The sequence below is a fragment of the Lacinutrix himadriensis genome (assembly GCF_001418105.1).
Taxonomy (GTDB): Bacteria; Bacteroidota; Bacteroidia; order Flavobacteriales; family Flavobacteriaceae; genus Oceanihabitans; species Oceanihabitans himadriense.
In genome coordinates this window covers 554,280-575,193 of record NZ_LIQI01000022.1, presented here as the reverse complement: position 1 = coordinate 575,193, position 20,914 = coordinate 554,280, and the positions used below count along the sequence as shown (strand labels likewise).

The window sequence follows — 20,914 nt, the reverse complement described above, 5'->3', positions numbered from 1 at the left end:
ATCTATTAACCTCTAAACAAAAAGAAGTCGTCTTTCATATCTTCAATTTGTGCATCTTCATTAGTAATAATATAATCAATGGCTTTAGAGGTAAAAGTGTCTCCTTTTTTAGTTAGAGAAACAATGTTTTTATTTAAAACAATCATGTTGTTTTTAAGCGCTAAATCTAGAACCGTTTTAGCTCTTACTTTTTGCCAATTAATATGTTCTTGTAGGTGATTTACATGACGTTCACGTTCTTCGGTATGATTTTTTAAATGCAATAAAAAGGTTAGTAAAGAGACTTCGGTACGTTGTTGTTTTTCTCTGTACATTACGGCAATTATTCCTTTACTTGGCGCAAATAAGAATACCATTAAGAAAATGAAGCCCAACATGGTAGTGATAGATCCTGCGATGGATGCATCTAACCAATGCGCAAACCAATAACCAGAAATAGCACTTAAAACTCCGAAACCAATAGCTAACCAAAGCATTTTCTTTAAGTCTGTAGTTAATAAATAAGCAGTTGCAGCAGGAGCAATCATTAATGCAACCACTAAAATAGCGCCAACAGCATCAAAAGCACCAACCGTTGTTACCGATGCGACAGACATTAAACCGTAATGAATAATTGCTGGTGAAAAACCTAAGGAAGCTGCAAGGCCTTTATCGAAAGTACTTAATTTTAGCTCTTTAAAAAAAGCGAGTAGTAAACCAATAGTTATCACTAAAATAGAACCAATAATCCACAGGGATTTCGGACCAACATCGGTTCCTCCAATAAATAATCTATCAAAAGGAGCAAAGGCTAATTCACCAAGTAAAACAGCGTCGACATCCAAATGCACGTCATTCGCATTTTTAGCAATTAATATAACACCAATACTAAACAGCGCAGGAAAAACTAAACCAATTGCTGTGTCTTCTTTTACCAATCCTGTTTTTTGAATATACTCTACCAAAACCACGGTAATAATTCCGGTGAAAGCTGCTAGTAATATGAGTAACGGAGAGTTTAAATCTTGCGTTATAAAGAATCCAATTACAATTCCTGGTAAGATAGAATGGCTAATAGCATCACTAATCATCGCCATTTTTCTTAACACAAGAAAGGTTCCAGGAATCGCGCAAGCAATAGCTACTAAGCTTGCAATAAGTTGTATTTCTATTTGCGCACTATTCATCTTCTGTCGATTGTTTGGTGTATAAGTTGGCAGCGGTTTCAAAACCTAAATCGGTTAAGCTCCACATCGAACCATCAATAGTTGCATAATTTTTCTCTACTAGTTTCTGAAGCGTTTTTTTAGTGAAACCTTGAAAATTATTTAATAATTTAATCGTGTGCGGATGCGAAATGTTCTCATGCGTTTCTGCTATATGATACATAAAGGCTAGAGTTTTATGGAGCTCTAAATCGCGTCTGTTTTTTATAAAACGAATTTGTTTAAAAAGCAATCCTCTACTGGGAGAAAATATAAAAGAGAATGCTACAAATACAGCAGCAACTAATACAATTACTGGTCCTGTAGAAAGGTTGTTCTGACTAGCGCTTATTGCGGTTCCAAATACACCAGAAAAAGCACCAAAAATTGCAGCTAAAAAAACCATGGTTGCAAGACTGTTTGTCCATTGTCGTGCAGCAGCAGCAGGAGCGAGTAGCATAGCACTCATTAAAACTACACCAACGGTTTGTAAACCTAAAACAATAGCTAAAACAATAAAAGTAGTTATAAGAATATCTATGAACTTGGTGTTAAAACCAAGTGTTTTCGTGTAGTCGGCATCAAAAAGTAAGAGTTTAAATTCTTTCCAGAAAAGTAAAAGAACACACAAACAAATACCTGTTACAATTGCCATTAACCAAACATCACTTTCTACTAATGTTGCCGCTTGACCAAATAAATATTTATCTAAACCAGCTTGATTGGCATTGGGTTGTTTTTGAATAAATGTAAGTAGCAACATACCAAAACCAAAAAATAGAGAAAGGATTAAGCCTAAAGCAGTATCACTTTTTAAATGGGTTTTTGTGATTATTCCTCGAATCCAAAAGGTGCCAACAAGTCCGCTAACTAAAGCTCCCAAAAGAAGTGTGTTGCTGTCTTTTGCTCCAGTTATTAAAAAAGCGATTGCAATTCCGGGTAGTGCTGCATGCGAAATAGCATCTCCTAAAAGACTTTGTTTTCGTAGTACAGCAAAGCTACCAAGCATCCCTGTAACTGCTCCTAAAATAGCGGTTCCAAGGGTGATGGTTCTAAGTGTGTAGTCTGTAAAGACTAATGAAAAATATTCTGTTATGTCCATAATTTCTGCGAAGGCAGGAATCTCTTCCTACTACACAATCTGTTTTTTATTGTCATTGCGAGACTTTTTGAAGTCGTGGCAATCTATTGGTTTCTTGTTTTGTTTCTGTTCATTTTGTCTTGATACAAAACGAACCAAAAAATCACAATCAAAATTAGGAAATTGCTAAAGCATCTTTCGCTTTCGAGATTTCGTGCTTGAAGCTGCGCTTCGCATCTTCATCTCTTCGCTCAATATTTCTGAATTTTGATGTTTTCCGACTTTGTCGGAATTTCAAGTTTAATTTATATTTTGACTTTCATTATTTAAATCAAATAACTTTCCCCTTTTTTTTAAGGGAAGGAATTTTTCTAATTATATTTATTTTTTTGTCACTTCGATTTTTTCTTCGGAACCACTCGAAGTGACATCCTTTTATTTATTCGAGTAAGCACTGCATACTGCGACTGTTCACTGAGAACTATTTGTTAACTGCCTACTTTTTTCTACTCTTGAATACTTACTTTATAATTAATTCCGTAGGTTTTGGTTAAATTATCATCATTAAAAATATCTTTGACTGGTCCTGTTGCTATTTTCTTCACATTTAAAAAAGTTACCCAATCAAAATATTCCGGAACGGTTTGTAAATCGTGATGTACTACAATTACTGTTTTTCCTGCTTTTCGTAATTCTTTTAAAATATTAATGATTGCAATTTCTGTAGTAGCATCTACACCTTGAAAAGGTTCGTCCATAAAATAAATGGATGCGTTTTGCACTAAGGCTCTTGCTAAGAATATACGTTGTTGTTGTCCGCCAGAAAGCTGACTAATTTGTCTTCCTTTAAACGAAAGCATTCCTACTTTTTCTAAGGCTTCTAAAGCTGCTTTCTTTTCTTTTTGTCTCGGACGCTTAATCCAGCCTAAGCTACCATAGGTTCCCATCATCACAACATCTAAAGCTGTCGTTGGGAAATCCCAATCTACACTTCCTTTTTGCGGAACATAAGCTACCAGTTTTCGTTGTTTGTCATAAGGCTTTCCGTAAATAGTTACACTTCCTGCAATGGGTTTTAAGATGCCTAAAATAGATTTTATAAGTGTAGATTTTCCTGCGCCATTTGGACCAACAATAGCCATAAGTACGCCTTCTGGGATTTCTAAATCAATATCCCAAAGTACAGGTTTGTAGTTGTAGGCAACGGTTAAATCGTCTACTTTTACAGCTAACACTCCGGAATAGGTAGGAGTCTCTTTATTAGGTTTACTGTCGTTTATATTTTCTTCTGTTTTGTTTTTCATTTCATAATTATCTATAAGATCATGAGATTCCTGCTTTCGCAAGAATGTGACTTACTTCAAAGCATTCACAATAGTATTCACATTATATTCAAACATACCAATATAGGTTCCTTCTACGGTTCCTGCATTTCCTAATGCGTCGGAATATAGAGTGCCACCAATAGTTACGTCATGATTCTTTGAATTCACCGCAGCTTGTAAAGCTTCTATAGTACGTTTAGGTACAGAGCTTTCTACAAAAATAGCTTTTACTTTTTTATCTATTATAAATTTAGAAATATTTTGTACGTCTTGCACTCCAGCTTCTGTTGCTGTAGATAAACCTTGTAAGCCAACCACTTCAAATCCGTAATTTTTTCCAAAATAATTGAAGGCATCATGTGCAGTGACTAGAATTCTTTTTTCTATTGGAAGTGTTTCTATTATGGTTTTTACTTTACCTTCTAATGCGGTTAGTTTTTCTAGGTATCCTTTTTCGTTTTCTGTGTAAATTGCTGCGTTTGTCGGGTCTTTTTCAGATAAGACCTTAGTTATTTTTTTTGCAAACAGTTTAAAGTATGCAATATTAAACCAAACATGCGGATCGTAATTGGATGCAAAATAATCGGAACCAATTAGCGTCGTTTTGTCTATCTCTTCCGCTAAAGCAATTGGTGTTTTTGTTTTGCTTCCCATTTTCTCAAAAACCTCTACTAGTTTTCCTTCTAAATGTAAACCGTTATAAAAAATGATATCTGCATTTACCAACTTCGAAACATCGCCTTCACTTGCTTTGTATAAGTGTGGATCGACACCAGAACCCATTAACCCTTGAATATTTATGTGTTCTCCTCCAATGTTTGTTACCAAATCTGTAATCATCGATGTGGTGGTAACGATGTTTAGCTTTCCGTTGTCTTTAACCTCTTTTTTACAAGCTATTAAAGTTGAGGTAATTGCTAAAAGGAAAATTAATTTTTTCATATATCTAAATATTTATTACGAAGGTACTAAAAATGCCTGACTAATTTAATTTATATCTTACACCAAAGAATAAACGAATACCTTGATTTGGTCCATACACATACGAAGGGTCAAAGGTTAGCGCATACGGATTGTCTGTTGTTGCAATTACATCCCCGTTTCCATCGAACTGGACGTTTTCATCAAAAGGATCGTCTGATCTTGCAATTATAAAAGGATTTCCTTTGTTTGGAGTCCAATTTAATAGGTTTTTAACACCTCCATAAATTTCTAAATTATCTATTCCGTCATGGGTTATTTGAATATTTTGAATGCTCCATGTTGGAGAATATTCTTGCCTTGGGTCTAAGTCACCAAGTAGCGGTAATCGCATGGGGCCATAAATATTTCCAGTATAATCTAAGGTAAGATTTGTAGGGTGATTTTTGTAGCTAAAAGACCAAACTCCAGAGAATTTTTCAGTAAGTATTTGTTCTTTTTTTTCATCATTTTCAGTTTGTGAAACATCTTGATAAGTAGCGCCAAGAGATGCTTTTATACCACTACCTAAAACGGCATCCACATTAAAACTAAGTCCTTTTGTTGTAGAATAACCGTCTAGATTGTCATAAATAATCTGATTTGGGTTGGTGTCATAATCTGGAATAATAGCATTGGTAAAATAGGTGTACCAAGCGGAAGTATCAAAAGTGAAATACATCCCATTTTTTAAGTACATTTTTTTTAAATAATTAAGGGTTACGTTATATGATTTTTCAGGCTCTAAGGCTTCTTCAATAATAACTTCTCTTGCTCCAGTAAGCGCTGCATGTTCTTCGGTAAATAGATTTACAACTCTAAAACCAGTACCTGCGTTTATTCGAATAATATCCGCGTCTGTTGGCTTGTATTTGTGGGCAATTCGCGGTGTGAAAATATTGCCATGCCTGCTGTCATAATCATAGCGCGTTCCTAATAACAGACTTTGTTTTTTACTGAATATGATTTCATCTTGTACAAAAAAGGATGGAATAGTAACTTGATCTGCGGTTGCAGTTGCTGTCGTATTATCGTTATAATAGTTGTAGCGAAGAGAAGAGCCAAAAAGTAAATCGTGTTTGTTTATTTTTTTATCCCAAATAAACTGTCCAAAGCCAATGCGTTGTTTTGCTAAATAGGGTGTGTTTCCATATACGGAGTTTTGATCGTGATCGGAATAGGAGAATTGAAAATTTACTTTTTCTTTAATAGGCAGTTCGTAGTTTCCTAATATTTCAAAACGCGAAGTGTATATGCTTTCTCCGTAAACCTCATTTTCTCCTCTATCTGCTTTGGTCCATTGTAGTTCTCCTCCCCAACGATCTTCGTAGAAATAGCGCCCGGCAAGAGATAATTTTTTATTACTAGCTCTTTTAAAATCCCATTTCTGAAAAATAGAAATGCGGTCTTGTAGTGTTAAATCTGTAAAATTATCCTTGTTGTTGTCTATAATATTATCGTATTTAAAATAATTGGCACCAAATAAAACGGTTGTTTTTTTACCAACATTTGCTTTAAACCCGGCGTCTACGTTTACTTCTCCCCAGCCGGTAACAAATGCATCTGCAAAGAATCTTGGAGCATTTTCAGGAAGTTTGGTGATGATATTAATTAAACCTCCAACTGCTTCACTACCATATGAGGAGGAAGCAGGTCCTTTTACTATTTCAATTTGTTCTATTAAAGAATTAGGTATTCCTGACAAACCATAAACGGTAGACAAACCGCTAACAATTGGCATACCATCAATTAGAACAAGTGTGTAAGGCCCTTCTAAACCGTTAATATGAATGTCGCCAGTATTGCATACATTACAGTTTAATTGCGGACGAACGCCATTCACATTTTGGAGCGCTTCAAAAATATTAGGCGTTGGGTTTCTCTTTAAAAAAGTGGGTGAGTATACTTCTACAGGAATAGGGCTTTCTAACCTAGAAACCGCTTTTAAGGTTCCTGTAATGATCACTTCCTCTAAATCTTCATTTTCATTTAAATTAAAGGTTGTAAAAACCGTTTTGTCTTTTATTGTAATTATTTTTTTCTGAAGGATATACCCTGTAAAAGAAGCTATTATACTCTGTTTTCCAGGTTCTATGTTCTTAATAATAAAAACACCATTCTCATTTGTTGTCGTTCCTTTTGTTGTGTTCTCCAAGTAAACATTAGCGTAAGCAAGTGGTTCTCCATTAGATAATACTTTTCCTTCTATATTAAAGGTTGTTTGCGCTGTAGCGGAAGAAAATGTTAATACTATTAAGAATTTAATTAGTTTCATCTTATTTTATTTTTAATCAAATATAAAAATATTTTTAGGTTAGTCTAAAAATATTTTAAGAAATATATCTTTTCTATATTTGTAAGACATAATTATACTATGATCACATTAACGGAAGAAAATTACATAAAGGCTATTTATCATCTTGGGAACAATGGTGAAGAAACGGTAAATACAAACGCAATAGCAGAGGTTATGCAAACCAAAGCATCTTCGGTTACAGATATGATTAAAAAGCTGTCTGAAAAAAAATATGCGAATTATAAAAAATACCAAGGAGTTACGTTAACTAAAGATGGTAGGTTTGTAGCCGTAAATATTATTAGGAAACATAGGCTTTGGGAGGTTTTTTTGGTTGAGAAATTAAACTTTTCTTGGGATGAGGTTCATGAGGTGGCAGAGCACTTAGAGCATATAAAATCAGAAAAACTTATTAATCAATTGGATGCTTTTTTAGAGTTTCCAAAACACGATCCGCATGGAGATCCAATTCCAGATAAGGAAGGGAATTTTCAACATATTGAAAAAATAGTTTTAGCGAAAGCAGAAATAGGTGCTGTGTATAAATGTGTTGGAGTAGATGATACTTCTTCTAGTTTTTTAAAATATTTAGATAGTAACAATATTGGTTTAGGCACTATTATTAAAATCAAACATAAAGAGCCTTATGATAATTCTATAAAAATAGAATTAAAAGATTCTGAAATTGTTGTTTCTCAAAATGTAGCCAAAAATCTGTATTTAAAGAAAGTTTAGTAGTGTAAGCAATCTTTTTGTAATTTATAATTTGGCATGATTTAGGATTATAGACTACTAACATTCACACTATGAAATATACAATATTTATCCTCACATTTTTAGTAGCAAGTATTGGTTTTTCGCAAGATTCTACAGTTGTAACGAAAGTAACACCGCCAAAAATTGTAACAAAACTTCATTTTGGTGCAAGTGTACAGTTTGAAGATGTCCGATTAAAATTTGTGGAAGTAGTACAAGATTCTCGCTGCCCGAAAGCGGTGCAATGTATTTGGGCTGGAGAAGTAATTGTTTTAGTAGACGTTTTTAAAAACGGAAATAAAGTAGAACAAAAAAAGTTAACGATTAATCCCACTTTTTCTTTGCAGGAGCAACTTGGTAATTTGTTTTCTTCGGAAGCATTAAGTATTTCAGGAATTAGCGTGATGCCTTATCCTGTTGCTAATAATAAAATTCCGATGGAAGATTATTACATTCAGTTAGATGTGAGGAAGTAGAAGGTTCTCGATTTTAAAATCAGAGCCCTTTCTAATGACAACCGCAGTCGTCTGTTCCACATGCTTTTTTTGATTTCTTCTTATAAAAATATTTTTTCAAAATAAAAGCTACTGCTAGTAAAACGGTAGAAAAAACGAGTATGTCTTGAATGATTGTATTCATAATTAATTGGTCGTTTGTTGTTCTATAAATTTACAAAATTTCTATATAATTAGGTCACTTTAAAAACTGATAGGCTATTAATGCTGCTATATAAGCAATAGCGGTCATGATTATTAATTGTAACGTTGGCCATTTCCAAGAATTGGTTTCTCTTTTAACAATCGCTAATGTACTCATACATTGCATGGCAAAGGCATAGAAAAGTAATAGTGAAATACCAGAAGCTAATGTAAATAATGGTCCGCCAGTAATTGGGTTTATTTCTTTAGCCATTTTGTTTTTAATGGTCTCTTCTTCGTCATTACCAACACTATAAATAGTTGCAAGTGTACCAACAAATACTTCACGAGCAGCAAAAGAACTAACAATGGCAATACCAATTTTCCAATCGTAACCTAAAGGTCTTATCACAGGTTCTATAGCTCTTCCTGTGATACCAATATAAGAATGCTCTAATTTCTGAGAAGCTACTTTTTGATTGATTTCGTCTTCCGATAAGTTTTGAGAAGCGTATTCTGTTTTTACAATTTCTTCCGCATTATTAAAGTTTTCTCCTGGTCCGTAAGAAGCCAAAAACCAAAGTACAATAGAGATAGCAAGGATTATTTTACCAGCTCCAAATACAAAAGATTTTGTTTTTTCTAAAACGGTTAAGGCAACATTTTTTATAAGTGGTAATTTGTAGTTTGGCATTTCTACCACAAAGAAGCTTTTGTTTTTAATTTTTAATACTTTATTTAAAAGGTATGCTGAAAAAATTGCGGTTCCAAATCCTATTAAATATAATAGCATTAGCGTTAATGCTTGGTAGCTTAATCCTAAGATTCGTCCTTCTGGAATTACCAAAGCAATGATAATTAAGTAAACTGGTAATCTTGCGGCACAAGTAGTAAATGGTGTTACTAAAATGGTGATTAATCGTTCTTTCCAGCTTTCAATATTTCTGGTTGCCATAATTGCGGGAATAGCACAAGCAGTACCAGAAATTAGCGGTACGACACTTTTTCCGCTTAAACCAAAACGACGCATGATTCTGTCCATTAAAAAGACCACACGACTCATATAGCCACTTTCCTCTAAAACAGCAATAAATAGAAATAAGAATGCAATTTGTGGAATAAAAATAACAATTCCACCAAGGCCAGGAATAATACCTTCGGCAATTAAATTAGTGAAAGCACCTGCTGGCAATGCGTTTTTGGTCCATTCACTTAAGGATGCAAATGTAGAATCTATAAAATCCATTGGTACGCTAGACCAATCGTAAATTGCTTGAAAAATGGTTAGTAAAATGAAAGCAAAAATAACGTAACCCCAAACTTTATGGGTTAGTACTCTATCTAAATTTGCACGTAAACCTTTGGCTTGACTAGCATCAATAGTTTGCCCTTTTTTAAGTGTGTTATTTATAAACTGGTAGCGTTTTATTGTTTCTTTTTGCTGTAGTCTTTTAAGGTCTTCTTTCGATTTTGTTTTAAAACTCGCTATAGCTTCAATTTCTTGTCTGTTTGTTTTACCAAAATTTACATCTTGTGTAATTACGAGCCAAAGCTTGTATAAAAGTTGATTCGGAAATGCTTGGCGTAATCGATCAAAATAATCTTTATCAATTTCTGAAGCATGCAAACAAGGAGTAATAGATAATTCTTTATAGTTGGTAATAAGCTGTTTTAACGTGTCAATACCTTCGTTTTTACGTGTGCTTATTAAAGCTATTTTGGTTTCTAGTTGCTTTTCTAAATAGTCTATATCTAACGAAATACCTTTGTATCGCATTCTGTCCGACATATTAATAACCAGAATACAAGGGATTTCTAAATCTTTAATTTGCGTAAAAAGAAGTAAGTTTCTTTTTAAGTTTTCTACATCACTTACTACTATGGCAACGTCTGGATAGTCTTTATCCGTTTTATTTAAAAGTAATTCTATAACTACATTTTCATCTAAAGACGAAGCATTTAAACTATAGGTTCCTGGTAAATCGATAATGTGTGCTTTTACACCACGAGGTAGTTTACAGATACCTTCTTTTTTCTCGACCGTAATTCCTGGATAGTTCCCCACTTTTTGGTGTAAACCAGTAAGTGCGTTAAATACAGATGTTTTTCCTGTATTCGGATTTCCAATAAGCGCAACATTTATTTGTTTACTCATGGATTATTTTTTCTATTAATATATGACTTGCAGTTTCTTTTCGAATTGCTAGATGTGTACCATTAATGTTTAAATACATGGGGTCTTGAAAAGGAGCAACCTGTAAAAGCTCTACAGTATTCCCAGGAAGGCAACCCATTTCTAACAATTTTAATGGTATATGTGCAGAAGAAACATCAGTGATAATGCCTTGTTCTCCACGTTTAAGATGTGCTATAGTTACTTGCAAGCTTATTTAGATTGATTTTAAAGAAGCAAATGTAATATAAAAGTAGTAGCTAAAAAAATTGTGGCTTAATAAACTATTTATATTCTTTTTTTAAGATTTTAATATCTTCAATAAGTTGTTCTATTTCTTCAAGGTTAGTACCATCATAGAAACCTCTGATTTGTCGTTTTTTATCTACAAGAATAAAGTTTTCTGTGTGTATCATATCATAAGCATCCCCATTTCCAAAGGTTTTTACCGCCAAGTAACTTTTTCTGGCAAGGGCATAGATTTGTTTTTTGTCTCCAGTTACTAAATTCCATTTTGCATCATTAACTCCTTTTTTTAGTGCGTAACGTTTTAATTGTGCTACACTATCTATTTTAGGGGTTACAGAATGTGAGAGTAGCATTACGTCTTCATCATTTAAAATCGACTTTTGAACTTGATACATATTATCTGTCATTATCGGACAAATGGTTTGGCAAGTAGTAAAAAAGAAATCGGCTACATAAATTTTATCTTTATAATCTTCTTGTGTAATTGTTTTTCCGTTTTGATTGGTAAGGCTAAAGTCGGCTATTTTGTGATATTTTTTCACATATTGCATCGTGCTATCCACCAATTCTGGATTCACCAAAGCAGGTTGGTAAATAGGAAGCACTTTCTCTACTTTTAGAATATTATAGAAAATAGTAATGATGATAATGGATAAAGTTGCTAAAACAATAGCAAAATATTTGTAGTCCTTAAAAAACGAAAGCATAAATAATGATTTGATATACAAAATTACAAATTATTTCAGGCAGTACTAGTACTATTGGTTACATAAGTTAAAACTTAATATTGTAACTTTAATGTTTAAAAAACTATTGAAATGAAATATTATTTTTTGCTAATCACCTTATGCTCTATAAGTTTTTCTTTTTCGCAAACCTTTGACGAAGATTTACATGCACTGGTAGAGGCTGAAGCTAAATCTGCTTCTAATAGAATTTACAACCACCGAGTAAACCTAAACACGGGAAATTATGATGTTATTTATCATAAATTAGAGTTTACTATAGATCCAAGTGTTGCAAGTATTTCTGGAGTTGTAACCACGCATTTTGTTGCCAAGGAAAATATGACCGAAGTAACTTTTGACTTAGCCGATAATATGGCTGTTTCTCAAGTTTTACAAAACGGAAACGCTTTAACTTATGTACAAAATACAGATGACGAATTAGTAATTGCTTTACAAACAGCTGTAAATGTTGGGCAAACGGGAATTGTGGAAATTACCTATTCTGGTAACCCAATAAGTTCTGGTTTTGGTTCCTTTGCACAAACGACACATAATAGTGATCCTATTATTTGGACATTATCAGAACCTTATGGAGCAAAAGGTTGGTGGCCTTGTAAACAAGATTTAAATGATAAAATTGAAAATATAGATGTATATATAACGACGCCACAATTCAATGCGCAAGGCGAAGAATACATTGCCGTTAGTAATGGTGTAGAGCAAAGTCAAACCGTAAATGGGACTAATAAAACAACACATTATAAACACGAGTTTCCTATTCCAGCATATTTAATAGCAATTGCTGCAACAAATTACGAGGTGTATTCACATACCGTTCCTAATAACGGAAACCCTTTTGAAATTGTAAACTATGTATATCCCGAAGACTTCGCTTCTGTACAAGAAAGTACCGCAGTTACTGTGGATATTATGGAATTGTTTTCTACCAAATTTGAAGAATATCCGTATGCTTCCGAAAAATACGGACATGCCCAATTTGGTTGGGGAGGAGGGATGGAGCACACCACGGTTTCTTTTATGGGAAGCTTTGGAAGAAGTTTAATAGCACACGAATTAGCACACCAATGGTTTGGCGATAAAATTACTTGTGGCAGTTGGAAAGATATTTGGTTAAACGAAGGTTTTGCTACTTATTTAGCGGGATTAGTAATCGAGGATTTTGATGGTGATGAAAGTTTTAAAAGCTGGAAACAAGGACGAGTAAATTCTATTACATCGCAAACAGACGGAGCTGTGTATTTGGCAGATACAGACACCACAAGTGTTGGTCGAATTTTTAGCAGTAGATTAAGTTATAATAAAGGCGCAATGGTATTGCACATGCTTAGAAAAAAAGTGGGTGATGCTGATTTTTACCAAGGCATGCAAGATTATTTAAGTGATTCGGATTTGGCTTATAATTATGCGAAAACACCAGATTATATTGAAAAAATGGAAGCCGCTAGTGGTCAGGATTTAACCGAGTTTTTTAATGACTGGATTTACAATGAAGGATATCCAAGTTATACTATAAATGCGAATTGGATTAATACAAACCTATTGCAGTTTCAGGTAAACCAAACACAAAGTGATGCTTCGGTTAGTTATTTTGAAGTACCAATTCCAATGCGAATTATTGGGACTAACGGAGAAGTGTTAGATGTTGTTTTAGATAATACCTTTTCAGGAGAAACTTTTGTAGAAACCGTTAACTTTACTGTTAGTGAAATACTCTTTGATCCAGAGGTAGATTTAATTTCTAAAAATAACAACTTAACCTTAAGTACGAATACCTTTCAAATCGAAAATACTTTGTTAATGTATCCTAATCCAACTACAAGCTATATTCAGTTAGAAAAACCAGAAGCGTTAGTAATTGACACCATTCAAGTATTCGATGTTTTAGGTAAGTTAGTTTTAGAAATGGATTATAAAGAAACTATCAATATCGAAAGCTTGTCTTCTGGGATTCACTTTGTGAAATTTTCTACAAATCAAGGAGTTTTTCATAAAAGGCTGTTAAAGGAATAAGCAATACTTAATACTTGTTTTTTTTAGTAAGCATAAAAGCTTACTTTTGCACGTTACAAATAAAACCCAATACATGACTGTATTTATAATAAAAGCAGCTCAATTATTCTTGAGCCTTTCTATATTAGTTGTTTTGCATGAACTAGGACATTTTATTCCTGCAAAATTGTTTAAAACAAAAGTGGAAAAATTCTACTTATTCTTCGATATTAAATTCTCTATTTTCAAGAAAAAAATTGGCGAAACCGTATATGGTATTGGTTGGTTACCACTTGGAGGTTATGTAAAAATAGCAGGAATGATCGATGAGAGTATGGACAAAGAACAAATGGCTAAACCACCACAACCTTGGGAGTTTCGTTCTAAACCAACTTGGCAACGTTTAATCATTATGCTAGGTGGTGTTTTTATGAATTTTGTATTGGCATTTTTTCTTTACATGGTCATATTATTTGTTTGGGGAACTGTTTATATTCAAAAAGACGATGTAAAATATGGTTACGGCGTTAGTAAAACCATGGAGAATTATGGTTTTCAACAAGGAGATAAAATTGTTTCTGTAGATGGCGAGCCTATTGAAAATCTATCGGAAGATGTTAGTAAATACCTAATGTTTAGAAATATTGAAACCATTCAAGTAGAACACACCAATGGAGCTATTGAAGATCTTGCTATTCCTGAAGATATAGGGAAGCAACTTTTTGCAGCAGGAGATTTACCAGCTTTTGAACCACGTTCTCCTTTTCAAGTAGAAGAAGTAGAACCAGGATTACCTGCAGAAAAAGCAGGGCTTATAGCTCAAGATAAAATTGTAGCTGTAAATGGAAATCCGATTACTTATTTTTCAGACTTTACCTATCAATTAAAAAATAGTGCCACTACAGATATTGTTTTAGAAGTAGAGCGTAATAACGAAACAAAGAAATTCACTTTAACACCAACCGAAGATAATAAAGTTGGTATTGCGGTTAAAAGAACAGATTTAGATTTTATTAAAGTAAACCAAAGAGAATATTCTTTAGCTGAAAGTGTTTCAGGAGGGATTAGCAAGGGGTATTGGGAGATCAAAGATTATTTAGCACAGTTTCAATATATATTCACTAAAAAGGGTGCTTCACAAATTGGAGGCTTTGCTGCTATCGGACAAATGTTTCCATCACAATGGAATTGGCAAGTGTTCTGGAAAATGACTGCATTCTTATCAATTATGCTTGGTGTTTTAAATTTATTACCAATTCCTGCACTTGATGGAGGTCATGTAATGTTTTTATTATATGAAATTATTTCTGGTAGAAAACCAGGAGATAAATTCATGGAATATGCGCAATTGGTTGGTTTTGTTTTACTTATAGGTTTGGTTTTGTTTGCAAATGGTAACGATGCATTTAAGGCAATACAGGACTGGTTAAAATAATTTAAAATTTTTTCAAAAAAGATTTGTGGTAATTAAAAAGTATACATATATTTGCGCTCGCAAAAGCGAATAACACTCCTCTTTAGCTCAGTTGGTTAGAGCATCTGACTGTTAATCAGAGGGTCCTAAGTTCGAGTCTTAGAAGAGGAGCAAGTTAGAATAAGCCACTAGAAATAGTGGCTTTTTTTATGGCGTAAAGTCAAGGTTTGTTTTGTGATTAATAAGAAGTAAACCAGCGTATTATGATGGTTTAAATTCATTAATAGAAATTAGAATAGTGAGAAATACTGTTTTAGAAAGGAAGGTGTTTGCTTAATTAGAGTTTAAATCTTCAGCAATTTTTATTAGTGTATCACTTGTTAGGGGCTTTACTATAAAATCTTTTATAAGCTCATATTCTTTAGCTTTCATGAAATCAACGGGGTCTACAGAAGAACTTACCATATACAATGTGATTTTTTTAGAAATTGTCATTTTAGCAAATTCATCAAGAAATTGCCATCCATCCATTATTGGCATATTTATATCTAGTAAAATAAGCTCAGGGATATCTTTACCAGACGCTAGGGTTTGCGATAATCCATCAATAGCATCTTCCCCATTATTATATACTGTAAAATTTTTACAAACCTTAGAAGCCTTAAAAATCATTTTAATTGCAAAAATTAAAATAGGATCATCATCAATTAAACAGACAGAGTTAATTTGCTTCATGCTTTAAATATATTGTAAAAGTTGTACCAATATTTACTTTACTGGTAACTTCAACTTTACCGTTCATAGCGTCAATTTGATTTTTTGTAATGTAAAGACCTAAACCTCTAGCATCTTTGTGATTGTGAAATGTTTTGTATAAACCAAAAATTTTATCTTTATGTAAATCAAGATTGATACCGCGACCATTGTCTTCAATCTTTATTTTAACGTAATTGTTTTCTTTCTCTGCATGAATATTAATTACAGGATCGATGTCTTCTTTTTTATATTTAATAGCGTTAGATATAAAGTTTAATAAAACACTCTCTAAATAAGCAGGTATGGCTAATACCTCTATGTTGTTATGGATTTCTATATTTATTTTAGCCTTTGTTTCTATTATTTCTGCTCTAAAAGTACTTAATGCATTATTTGTAAAGTCTAATAAATTATTACTTTCTAAATCTTGATTTTTTTTCGTGTTTATATTCGCTACTTCATTTAAATTCAGAATTGTTTCACTTAATCTATTTACTGCTTCGTTTATTAAAGGAAAGAATTCATTTTGGGTAGATTCAGGTATCTCATCACTCATTAATTCTAATAACATTTCTAAATTACCAGAATGTGATCTCAAATTATGAGATACTATATGTGCAAAATTTTGAAGTCTTGTATTTTGACTTTTTGTAGTTTGTAAAAGGGATTCAATTTTTTTATTTGCCTCTTTACTTTTAGTTATATCAATAATGTTAGATATAAAATGCAAAGGTTGGTTTGCTTCATCTCTAATTATGGAAACAGATAGTAAGCAGTATATGATGGACCCATCCTTTTTTTGATATCTTTTTTCACATTCAAAATGATCCTTTTCCCCATTAATCATTTCATTAATGTGTATTGGTATGATATTAATATCATCTGGATGTGAGAGACGGTTTACATTTGTAAGCATCAACTCTGTTTTAGAATAGCCCAAATAATCACAAAACTTTTTATTTAGTTGTAGAATTTCCCCTTTTAGTCCTACTAATGCCATTCCGTTAGGTGCATGTTCTAAGGTTGTGCTTATTAATTTTTCTTGGTATTCCAGTTCCTTATAGGTGTTCGTTTTTTCGGTAACATCTTGAAAAACACCAAGTATTTTAACTGTTTTATTGTTTTCTATTACGGGGTAACCAATAGATCTTACCCATTTTAAATTATTTTTAGCGGTTCGGAATAAAAATTCTTCATCAAATTCTTCCCCATTATTTACAGCCTTATCAAATAATACAGAGATTAAATCTCTATGATATCCTTCTTCATAAAAATTTAGGGCTTCTTCAACATTAGGTGTAAAGTCTTCTGCTACTTCATGAATGAATTTAGTCATAGGACTCCAGCTAATTTCCATAGTTTGAAGATCTATCTCCCATGAACCGATTGCAATAGATTTTTGTATGGAATCTAAAAAAGGATTAGATACAGATGTTTGTTTATTCGAAATACGAAGTAATTTATTATAAACATCTTTCATGGTTGGTGTAGGTTTAGGATTTATAAGTTATCGCTTTCTGCTTATAAAATAGTTTTGGAATTGCAAATATAATGGAGAAAAGACGATAAAGAGCGATTATTTACGTTAAAAAGTAGCTTTTTCGTTGCTTATTTTTAGGTTGTGAGAATAACCTTATAGGATTTTAAGTGACATATACGGAATATTGAGTGGTGAAAACAATGGTTTATTGCTATTATGAATGTGTATTATTAGTAGTAATTATAGGAAAAACATTCACTTAAGCATATACCATAGATTCTTTGAAAATGAAGCTGTTTATTAATTTTCATATTGCTTTGTTTACTACAGGTATAGTCGTGAGAATAGAATACTAGCTTTATTAACAGGGTTTTATGTCTTTAAAATACCATTCGTCTACACTTCTTTTCTTTTTAACTATAGACATGGTTTGTTAAAAGAATATTTTAAAAATCAGGAGAGTCTTCGGTTAGTTTTGTGATAGTTAATCCAACAAAACCATGTTAAAAATAAAAATTTTCCCTCGATTATTTTTGAATAGAATAAATAAGAATAAACAGAGATCTTTCCGTAATGCTGCGGTTTATGAAGATCAAGTAAAAGAAGAGGATAAAGAATTTAGTTTAAAAACTATAGAAAGTTATTCTTTAAATAAAAACATAAGAAACTTAGAGTTTATCAATTATCTGGAAATGAACTTGCAAGACAAGCAATTAAATAATTTTCCTTTAGAGTTTTTTACAGATTTAAAAACACTAAAACACCATTCTCAAAATAATCTTCTAACAACGCTGCATTCAATTAGTCTTTTTGAATAAATGTATTTTATGGAAAACCATTCGTCGACACTAAAACGTTATCCGTCGACATCAAAATCACTCTAATCGAATTAAAAAGCGAAAAACCAGCAATAAAGGTAGTTTTGTAAAGATTAAATAAATACCCTCGTAATGGTGAAAAAACTTAAAATACTTCTTATTGAAGATGATATGATTGAAGTAATGAAATTGAACAGAACAATTTCAACATTAAAATTAGATCATAAAATTATAGAAGCAAATAATGGTGAAGAAGCTCTAGAAATCTTAGAGCAAAAAGATAACTTACCTGACATTATTTTGTTAGATTTAAATATGCCTAAAATCAATGGAATTGAGTTCTTAAGTATTTTGAAAAGTGACGATGTTTTAAAATACATCCCTACTATTATTTTAACCACCTCTAATAATCAAAAAGATTTATTAGAATGTTACAAAATTGGAGTTGCAGGATATGTTTTAAAACCATTAAAGTATGAGGATTATGTTAGTAAAATTGAAAAATTATTAGCATATTGGAGTATAAATGAATTAATAGTAGTATAAAATGAAAGGGATAGTTTTTACAGAGTTTTTGGAGTTAGTGGAAGATAAATTTGGATTAGAAATGGTAGATAATATTATCTCTAATTCTAAATTAGAATCTGAAGGTATTTATACAGCAGTAGGAACATATAGTTTTTCTGAAATGCTTCAACTACTACAACACTTAAGTGAAAACACAGGTATATCTATTGATAATTTACTTTTAGTATATGCAGAACACTTTTTTAGTGTGATTGAAAAAAGTTATCCAGGCCTTTTGGCAACCTATAAAGACCCAATAGAAATGATCTCTTCTATAGAGAACCATATTCATGTTGAGGTAAGAAAAATATATCCAGATGCAGAATTGCCAACTTTTGAAGTTGTAGAAAAAACAGAGAATTCCTTAATTATGATCTACACATCCAGTAGAGCAATGCATCATTTTGGTTTAGGCTTAATGAACAAAACGTTTGAGCATTTTAATGCAACAGCGAAAATAGAATTAGAAAAAATTAAAGAAGACGGAACAGAAGTTAGATTTATTATTCATAAAAATTAATGAGTCAAAATCAAGCAGAAATACTACAACGTGCTTTAAAAAGAGAAAAGGCGGCAAGAAAAGCTGCCGAAAAAATTCTTGAAGAAAAATCAAGAGAATTATATTTAACATCCCAAAAACTAGAACAACTTCTAGACGAAAAATCTTCACAACTTGAAGGGGTATTCGAAAATATTGTAGATGCATACGTGGTTATGGATATACAAGGGGATTTTATAAAATTTAATGAAGCGGCAACCAAGTTATTTGGTTATGATATTAGTAGAGATGAGGTAAATGTTGTAGATCTTGTTTATAAAGAAGACTATGTATACGCCGTGTCTTCCTTTATGGAACTACAAACAAAAGGATATTTTAAAAACTACGAAGCAAGAGTGTACACCAAATCTAAAGAGGTTAAATGGGTACACATAAATGCAAGTATGATTTTTGATAAAGATAAAAAACCAGTTGCAGCACAAGGTATTGTTAGAGATATAACCCACCAAAAAGCATCCGAAGAAAAATTAATAGAATCTGAAAACAGATTAGCATCGCTTGTTGTAAATCTAGATAGTGGTATTGTATTAGAAGACGAAAACAGAAATATCGTACTTACCAATAATAAGTTTTGTGAGCTTTTTAATATTAATGCCAAGCCTAAAGATTTAGTTGGTTTAGATTGTAAAGCTGCATCCGAACAAAACAAAGTCCTATTTAAAAATCCAGATGCTTTTTTAGAAAGGATGCGTGCTATTGATACCGAGAAAAAAGTTGTGCTTGGTGATGAGCTAGAGATGGTAGATGGCAAAATATTAGAACGTAATTATACACCAATAAAAATAGGAGAAAAGTCTAAAGGGTATTTATGGACCTTTACAGATGTTACCCTAAAAAGAACGTATAGAAAAAGCCTAGAAGCACAAAAGCAAAAGTATTACAATATTATTGCAAATATGAATTTAGGAATGATGGAGTTGGATAACAACGACCAAATCCTAATGGTAAATCATAGTTTTGAAAAAATGTCTGGTTATACCGAAGCAGAAGTTATAGGAAAGAATGCAAGAGCGCTTTTTGCTTCAGAAGAAGACTCAGAAATACTTAAAGTAGAACGACAAAAACGAAAGGAAGGCGCTTCAAGTTCGTATGAGTTTAAAGCAATTTGTAAAAAAGGGAAAACAAGGCATTGGTTAGTTAGTGGCGCGCCAAATTATAATATAGATGGAGAAATTATTGGATCTATTGGAATTCATTTAGATGTTACCGAAACGAAGAACTTAGAGCTTCAAAAAGAAAAACTATTAGAAAAACTAGAAAAAAGTAATGACGAGTTGCAAGAATATGCACACATTGTATCACATGATTTAAAATCTCCTTTACGAAGTATACACGCATTAGTAAGTTGGTTAAAAGAAGATAATCAAGGTAAATTAGATGCTGTGAGTTTACAAAATTTCGGACTTATAGAAACTACCTTAGAGAAAATGGAACAACTGATTACAGATGTTTTAAATTATTCTAGCGTAGGAGCAGATACTTCCTCAAAAACAGAAGTAGATCTAAATAGCTTGGTAAATGAACTCGTATCTATTTTATATATTCCAGATCATATAGAAATTAAAAGTCTTCATGTCTTACCAAATATACATGGGGATAGAACGAAATTACAGCAGGTGTTTCAAAACCTAATTAGTAATTCTGTGAAGTTTATAGATAAAAAATGTGGTAGCATTATCATTGATGTAGAAGATTTAAAAAGTCATTATAAATTTTCTATTAAGGATAATGGAATTGGTATTGAGAAAAAGTATCACGATAAAATATTTAAAATATTTCATTCTTTAAAGAAAAGTAAAGATTCCTCAGGAATAGGTTTATCTATCGTTAAAAAAATTATCAATTTACATGAAGGAGAAATCTGGTTAGATAGCGAACCTAACGTAGGAACCACTTTTTATTTCACATTAAAAAAATAAC

At 32.2% G+C, this 20,914-nt stretch carries 18 protein-coding genes and 1 tRNA gene; 9 read left to right on the top strand and 10 right to left on the bottom strand.

Annotated elements, in window-relative coordinates; genetic code table 11:
- Positions 1 to 5: 5 nt before the first annotated feature.
- The 5 genes from AMD28_RS10195 to AMD28_RS10175 all read right to left on the bottom strand — a co-directional run bounded on the left by AMD28_RS10195 (position 6) and on the right by AMD28_RS10175 (position 6,825).
- Complete coding sequence (locus AMD28_RS10195; RefSeq protein ID WP_055444016.1) at positions 6 to 1,166, bottom strand: metal ABC transporter permease; 1,161 nt, start codon at positions 1,164 to 1,166, stop codon at positions 6 to 8.
- Positions 1,159 to 2,286: a metal ABC transporter permease gene (locus tag AMD28_RS10190; protein ID WP_055444015.1), complete on the bottom strand. Its 1,128-nt coding sequence runs from the start codon at positions 2,284 to 2,286 to the stop codon at positions 1,159 to 1,161. The genes AMD28_RS10195 and AMD28_RS10190 overlap by 8 nt, the downstream gene beginning before the upstream one ends.
- Before the next feature lie 485 nt (positions 2,287 to 2,771).
- Positions 2,772 to 3,569, bottom strand: a complete 798-nt coding sequence (locus AMD28_RS10185) for a metal ABC transporter ATP-binding protein (protein WP_275077405.1) — start codon at positions 3,567 to 3,569, stop codon at positions 2,772 to 2,774.
- A gap of 51 nt (positions 3,570 to 3,620) precedes the next feature.
- Positions 3,621 to 4,532, bottom strand: coding sequence for a metal ABC transporter solute-binding protein, Zn/Mn family (locus AMD28_RS10180; RefSeq protein WP_055444014.1), 912 nt, complete (start codon positions 4,530 to 4,532; stop codon positions 3,621 to 3,623).
- 40 nt (positions 4,533 to 4,572) lie between these two features.
- A complete protein-coding gene (locus AMD28_RS10175) occupies positions 4,573 to 6,825 on the bottom strand; it encodes a TonB-dependent receptor (protein WP_055444013.1) in 2,253 nt (750 codons plus the stop codon).
- A gap of 99 nt (positions 6,826 to 6,924) precedes the next feature.
- Between AMD28_RS10175 and AMD28_RS10170 the strand changes: the two genes are divergently transcribed.
- Together AMD28_RS10170 and AMD28_RS10165 are read left to right on the top strand one after the other, a co-directional pair.
- Positions 6,925 to 7,581, top strand: a complete 657-nt coding sequence (locus tag AMD28_RS10170; RefSeq protein WP_055444012.1) for a metal-dependent transcriptional regulator — start codon at positions 6,925 to 6,927, stop codon at positions 7,579 to 7,581.
- Between the two features lie 71 nt (positions 7,582 to 7,652).
- Positions 7,653 to 8,078: a hypothetical protein gene (locus AMD28_RS10165; protein WP_055444011.1), complete on the top strand. Its 426-nt coding sequence runs from the start codon at positions 7,653 to 7,655 to the stop codon at positions 8,076 to 8,078.
- A gap of 217 nt (positions 8,079 to 8,295) precedes the next feature.
- On the opposite strand, the gene feoB is transcribed toward AMD28_RS10165, so the two are convergent.
- The 3 genes from feoB to AMD28_RS10150 form a co-directional block, all read right to left on the bottom strand.
- Positions 8,296 to 10,395, bottom strand: coding sequence for a ferrous iron transport protein B (gene feoB / locus AMD28_RS10160; protein WP_055444010.1), 2,100 nt, complete (start codon positions 10,393 to 10,395; stop codon positions 8,296 to 8,298).
- Positions 10,388 to 10,624, bottom strand: coding sequence for a FeoA family protein (locus AMD28_RS10155; protein WP_055444009.1), 237 nt, complete (start codon positions 10,622 to 10,624; stop codon positions 10,388 to 10,390). The genes feoB and AMD28_RS10155 overlap by 8 nt, the downstream gene beginning before the upstream one ends.
- A gap of 73 nt (positions 10,625 to 10,697) precedes the next feature.
- A complete protein-coding gene (locus tag AMD28_RS10150) occupies positions 10,698 to 11,369 on the bottom strand; it encodes an SCO family protein (protein WP_055444008.1) in 672 nt (223 codons plus the stop codon).
- Between the two features lie 111 nt (positions 11,370 to 11,480).
- Here AMD28_RS10150 and AMD28_RS10145 point away from each other — a divergent pair, with 111 nt between their 5' ends.
- From AMD28_RS10145 to AMD28_RS10135, 3 genes are all read left to right on the top strand, one after another.
- Positions 11,481 to 13,421 (top strand): M1 family metallopeptidase, encoded by a 1,941-nt coding sequence (locus AMD28_RS10145; RefSeq protein WP_055444007.1) that lies wholly within the window; start codon positions 11,481 to 11,483, stop codon positions 13,419 to 13,421.
- A gap of 73 nt (positions 13,422 to 13,494) precedes the next feature.
- On the top strand, positions 13,495 to 14,835 hold the full coding sequence (gene rseP / locus AMD28_RS10140; RefSeq protein WP_055444006.1) for an RIP metalloprotease RseP: 1,341 nt from the start codon (positions 13,495 to 13,497) through the stop codon (positions 14,833 to 14,835).
- A gap of 76 nt (positions 14,836 to 14,911) precedes the next feature.
- Positions 14,912 to 14,985, top strand: a tRNA-Asn gene (locus AMD28_RS10135).
- Positions 14,986 to 15,147: 162 nt separating this feature from the next.
- On the opposite strand, the gene AMD28_RS10130 is transcribed toward AMD28_RS10135, so the two are convergent.
- Both AMD28_RS10130 and AMD28_RS10125 read right to left on the bottom strand, forming a co-directional pair.
- Positions 15,148 to 15,549, bottom strand: coding sequence for a response regulator (locus AMD28_RS10130; RefSeq protein ID WP_055444005.1), 402 nt, complete (start codon positions 15,547 to 15,549; stop codon positions 15,148 to 15,150).
- The gene (locus AMD28_RS10125; protein ID WP_055444004.1) at positions 15,536 to 17,050 is read right to left on the bottom strand and encodes a PAS domain-containing sensor histidine kinase; all 1,515 of its coding nucleotides are present in this window, start codon (positions 17,048 to 17,050) and stop codon (positions 15,536 to 15,538) included. Before AMD28_RS10125 ends, AMD28_RS10130 begins: the two co-directional genes overlap by 14 nt.
- A gap of 500 nt (positions 17,051 to 17,550) precedes the next feature.
- Between AMD28_RS10125 and AMD28_RS10120 the strand changes: the two genes are divergently transcribed.
- From AMD28_RS10120 to AMD28_RS10105, 4 genes are all read left to right on the top strand, one after another.
- Positions 17,551 to 17,868 (top strand): hypothetical protein, encoded by a 318-nt coding sequence (locus AMD28_RS10120; RefSeq protein ID WP_055444003.1) that lies wholly within the window; start codon positions 17,551 to 17,553, stop codon positions 17,866 to 17,868.
- A 132-nt stretch (positions 17,869 to 18,000) separates the two neighbouring features.
- Positions 18,001 to 18,414 (top strand): response regulator, encoded by a 414-nt coding sequence (locus AMD28_RS10115; protein WP_055444002.1) that lies wholly within the window; start codon positions 18,001 to 18,003, stop codon positions 18,412 to 18,414.
- A gap of 1 nt (position 18,415) precedes the next feature.
- Entirely contained in the window at positions 18,416 to 18,955 is a 540-nt protein-coding gene (locus AMD28_RS10110; RefSeq protein ID WP_055444001.1) for a heme NO-binding domain-containing protein, read from the top strand.
- Complete coding sequence (locus AMD28_RS10105; RefSeq protein ID WP_055444000.1) at positions 18,955 to 20,913, top strand: PAS domain S-box protein; 1,959 nt, start codon at positions 18,955 to 18,957, stop codon at positions 20,911 to 20,913. The genes AMD28_RS10110 and AMD28_RS10105 overlap by 1 nt, the downstream gene beginning before the upstream one ends.
- Position 20,914: the final 1 nt, after the last annotated feature.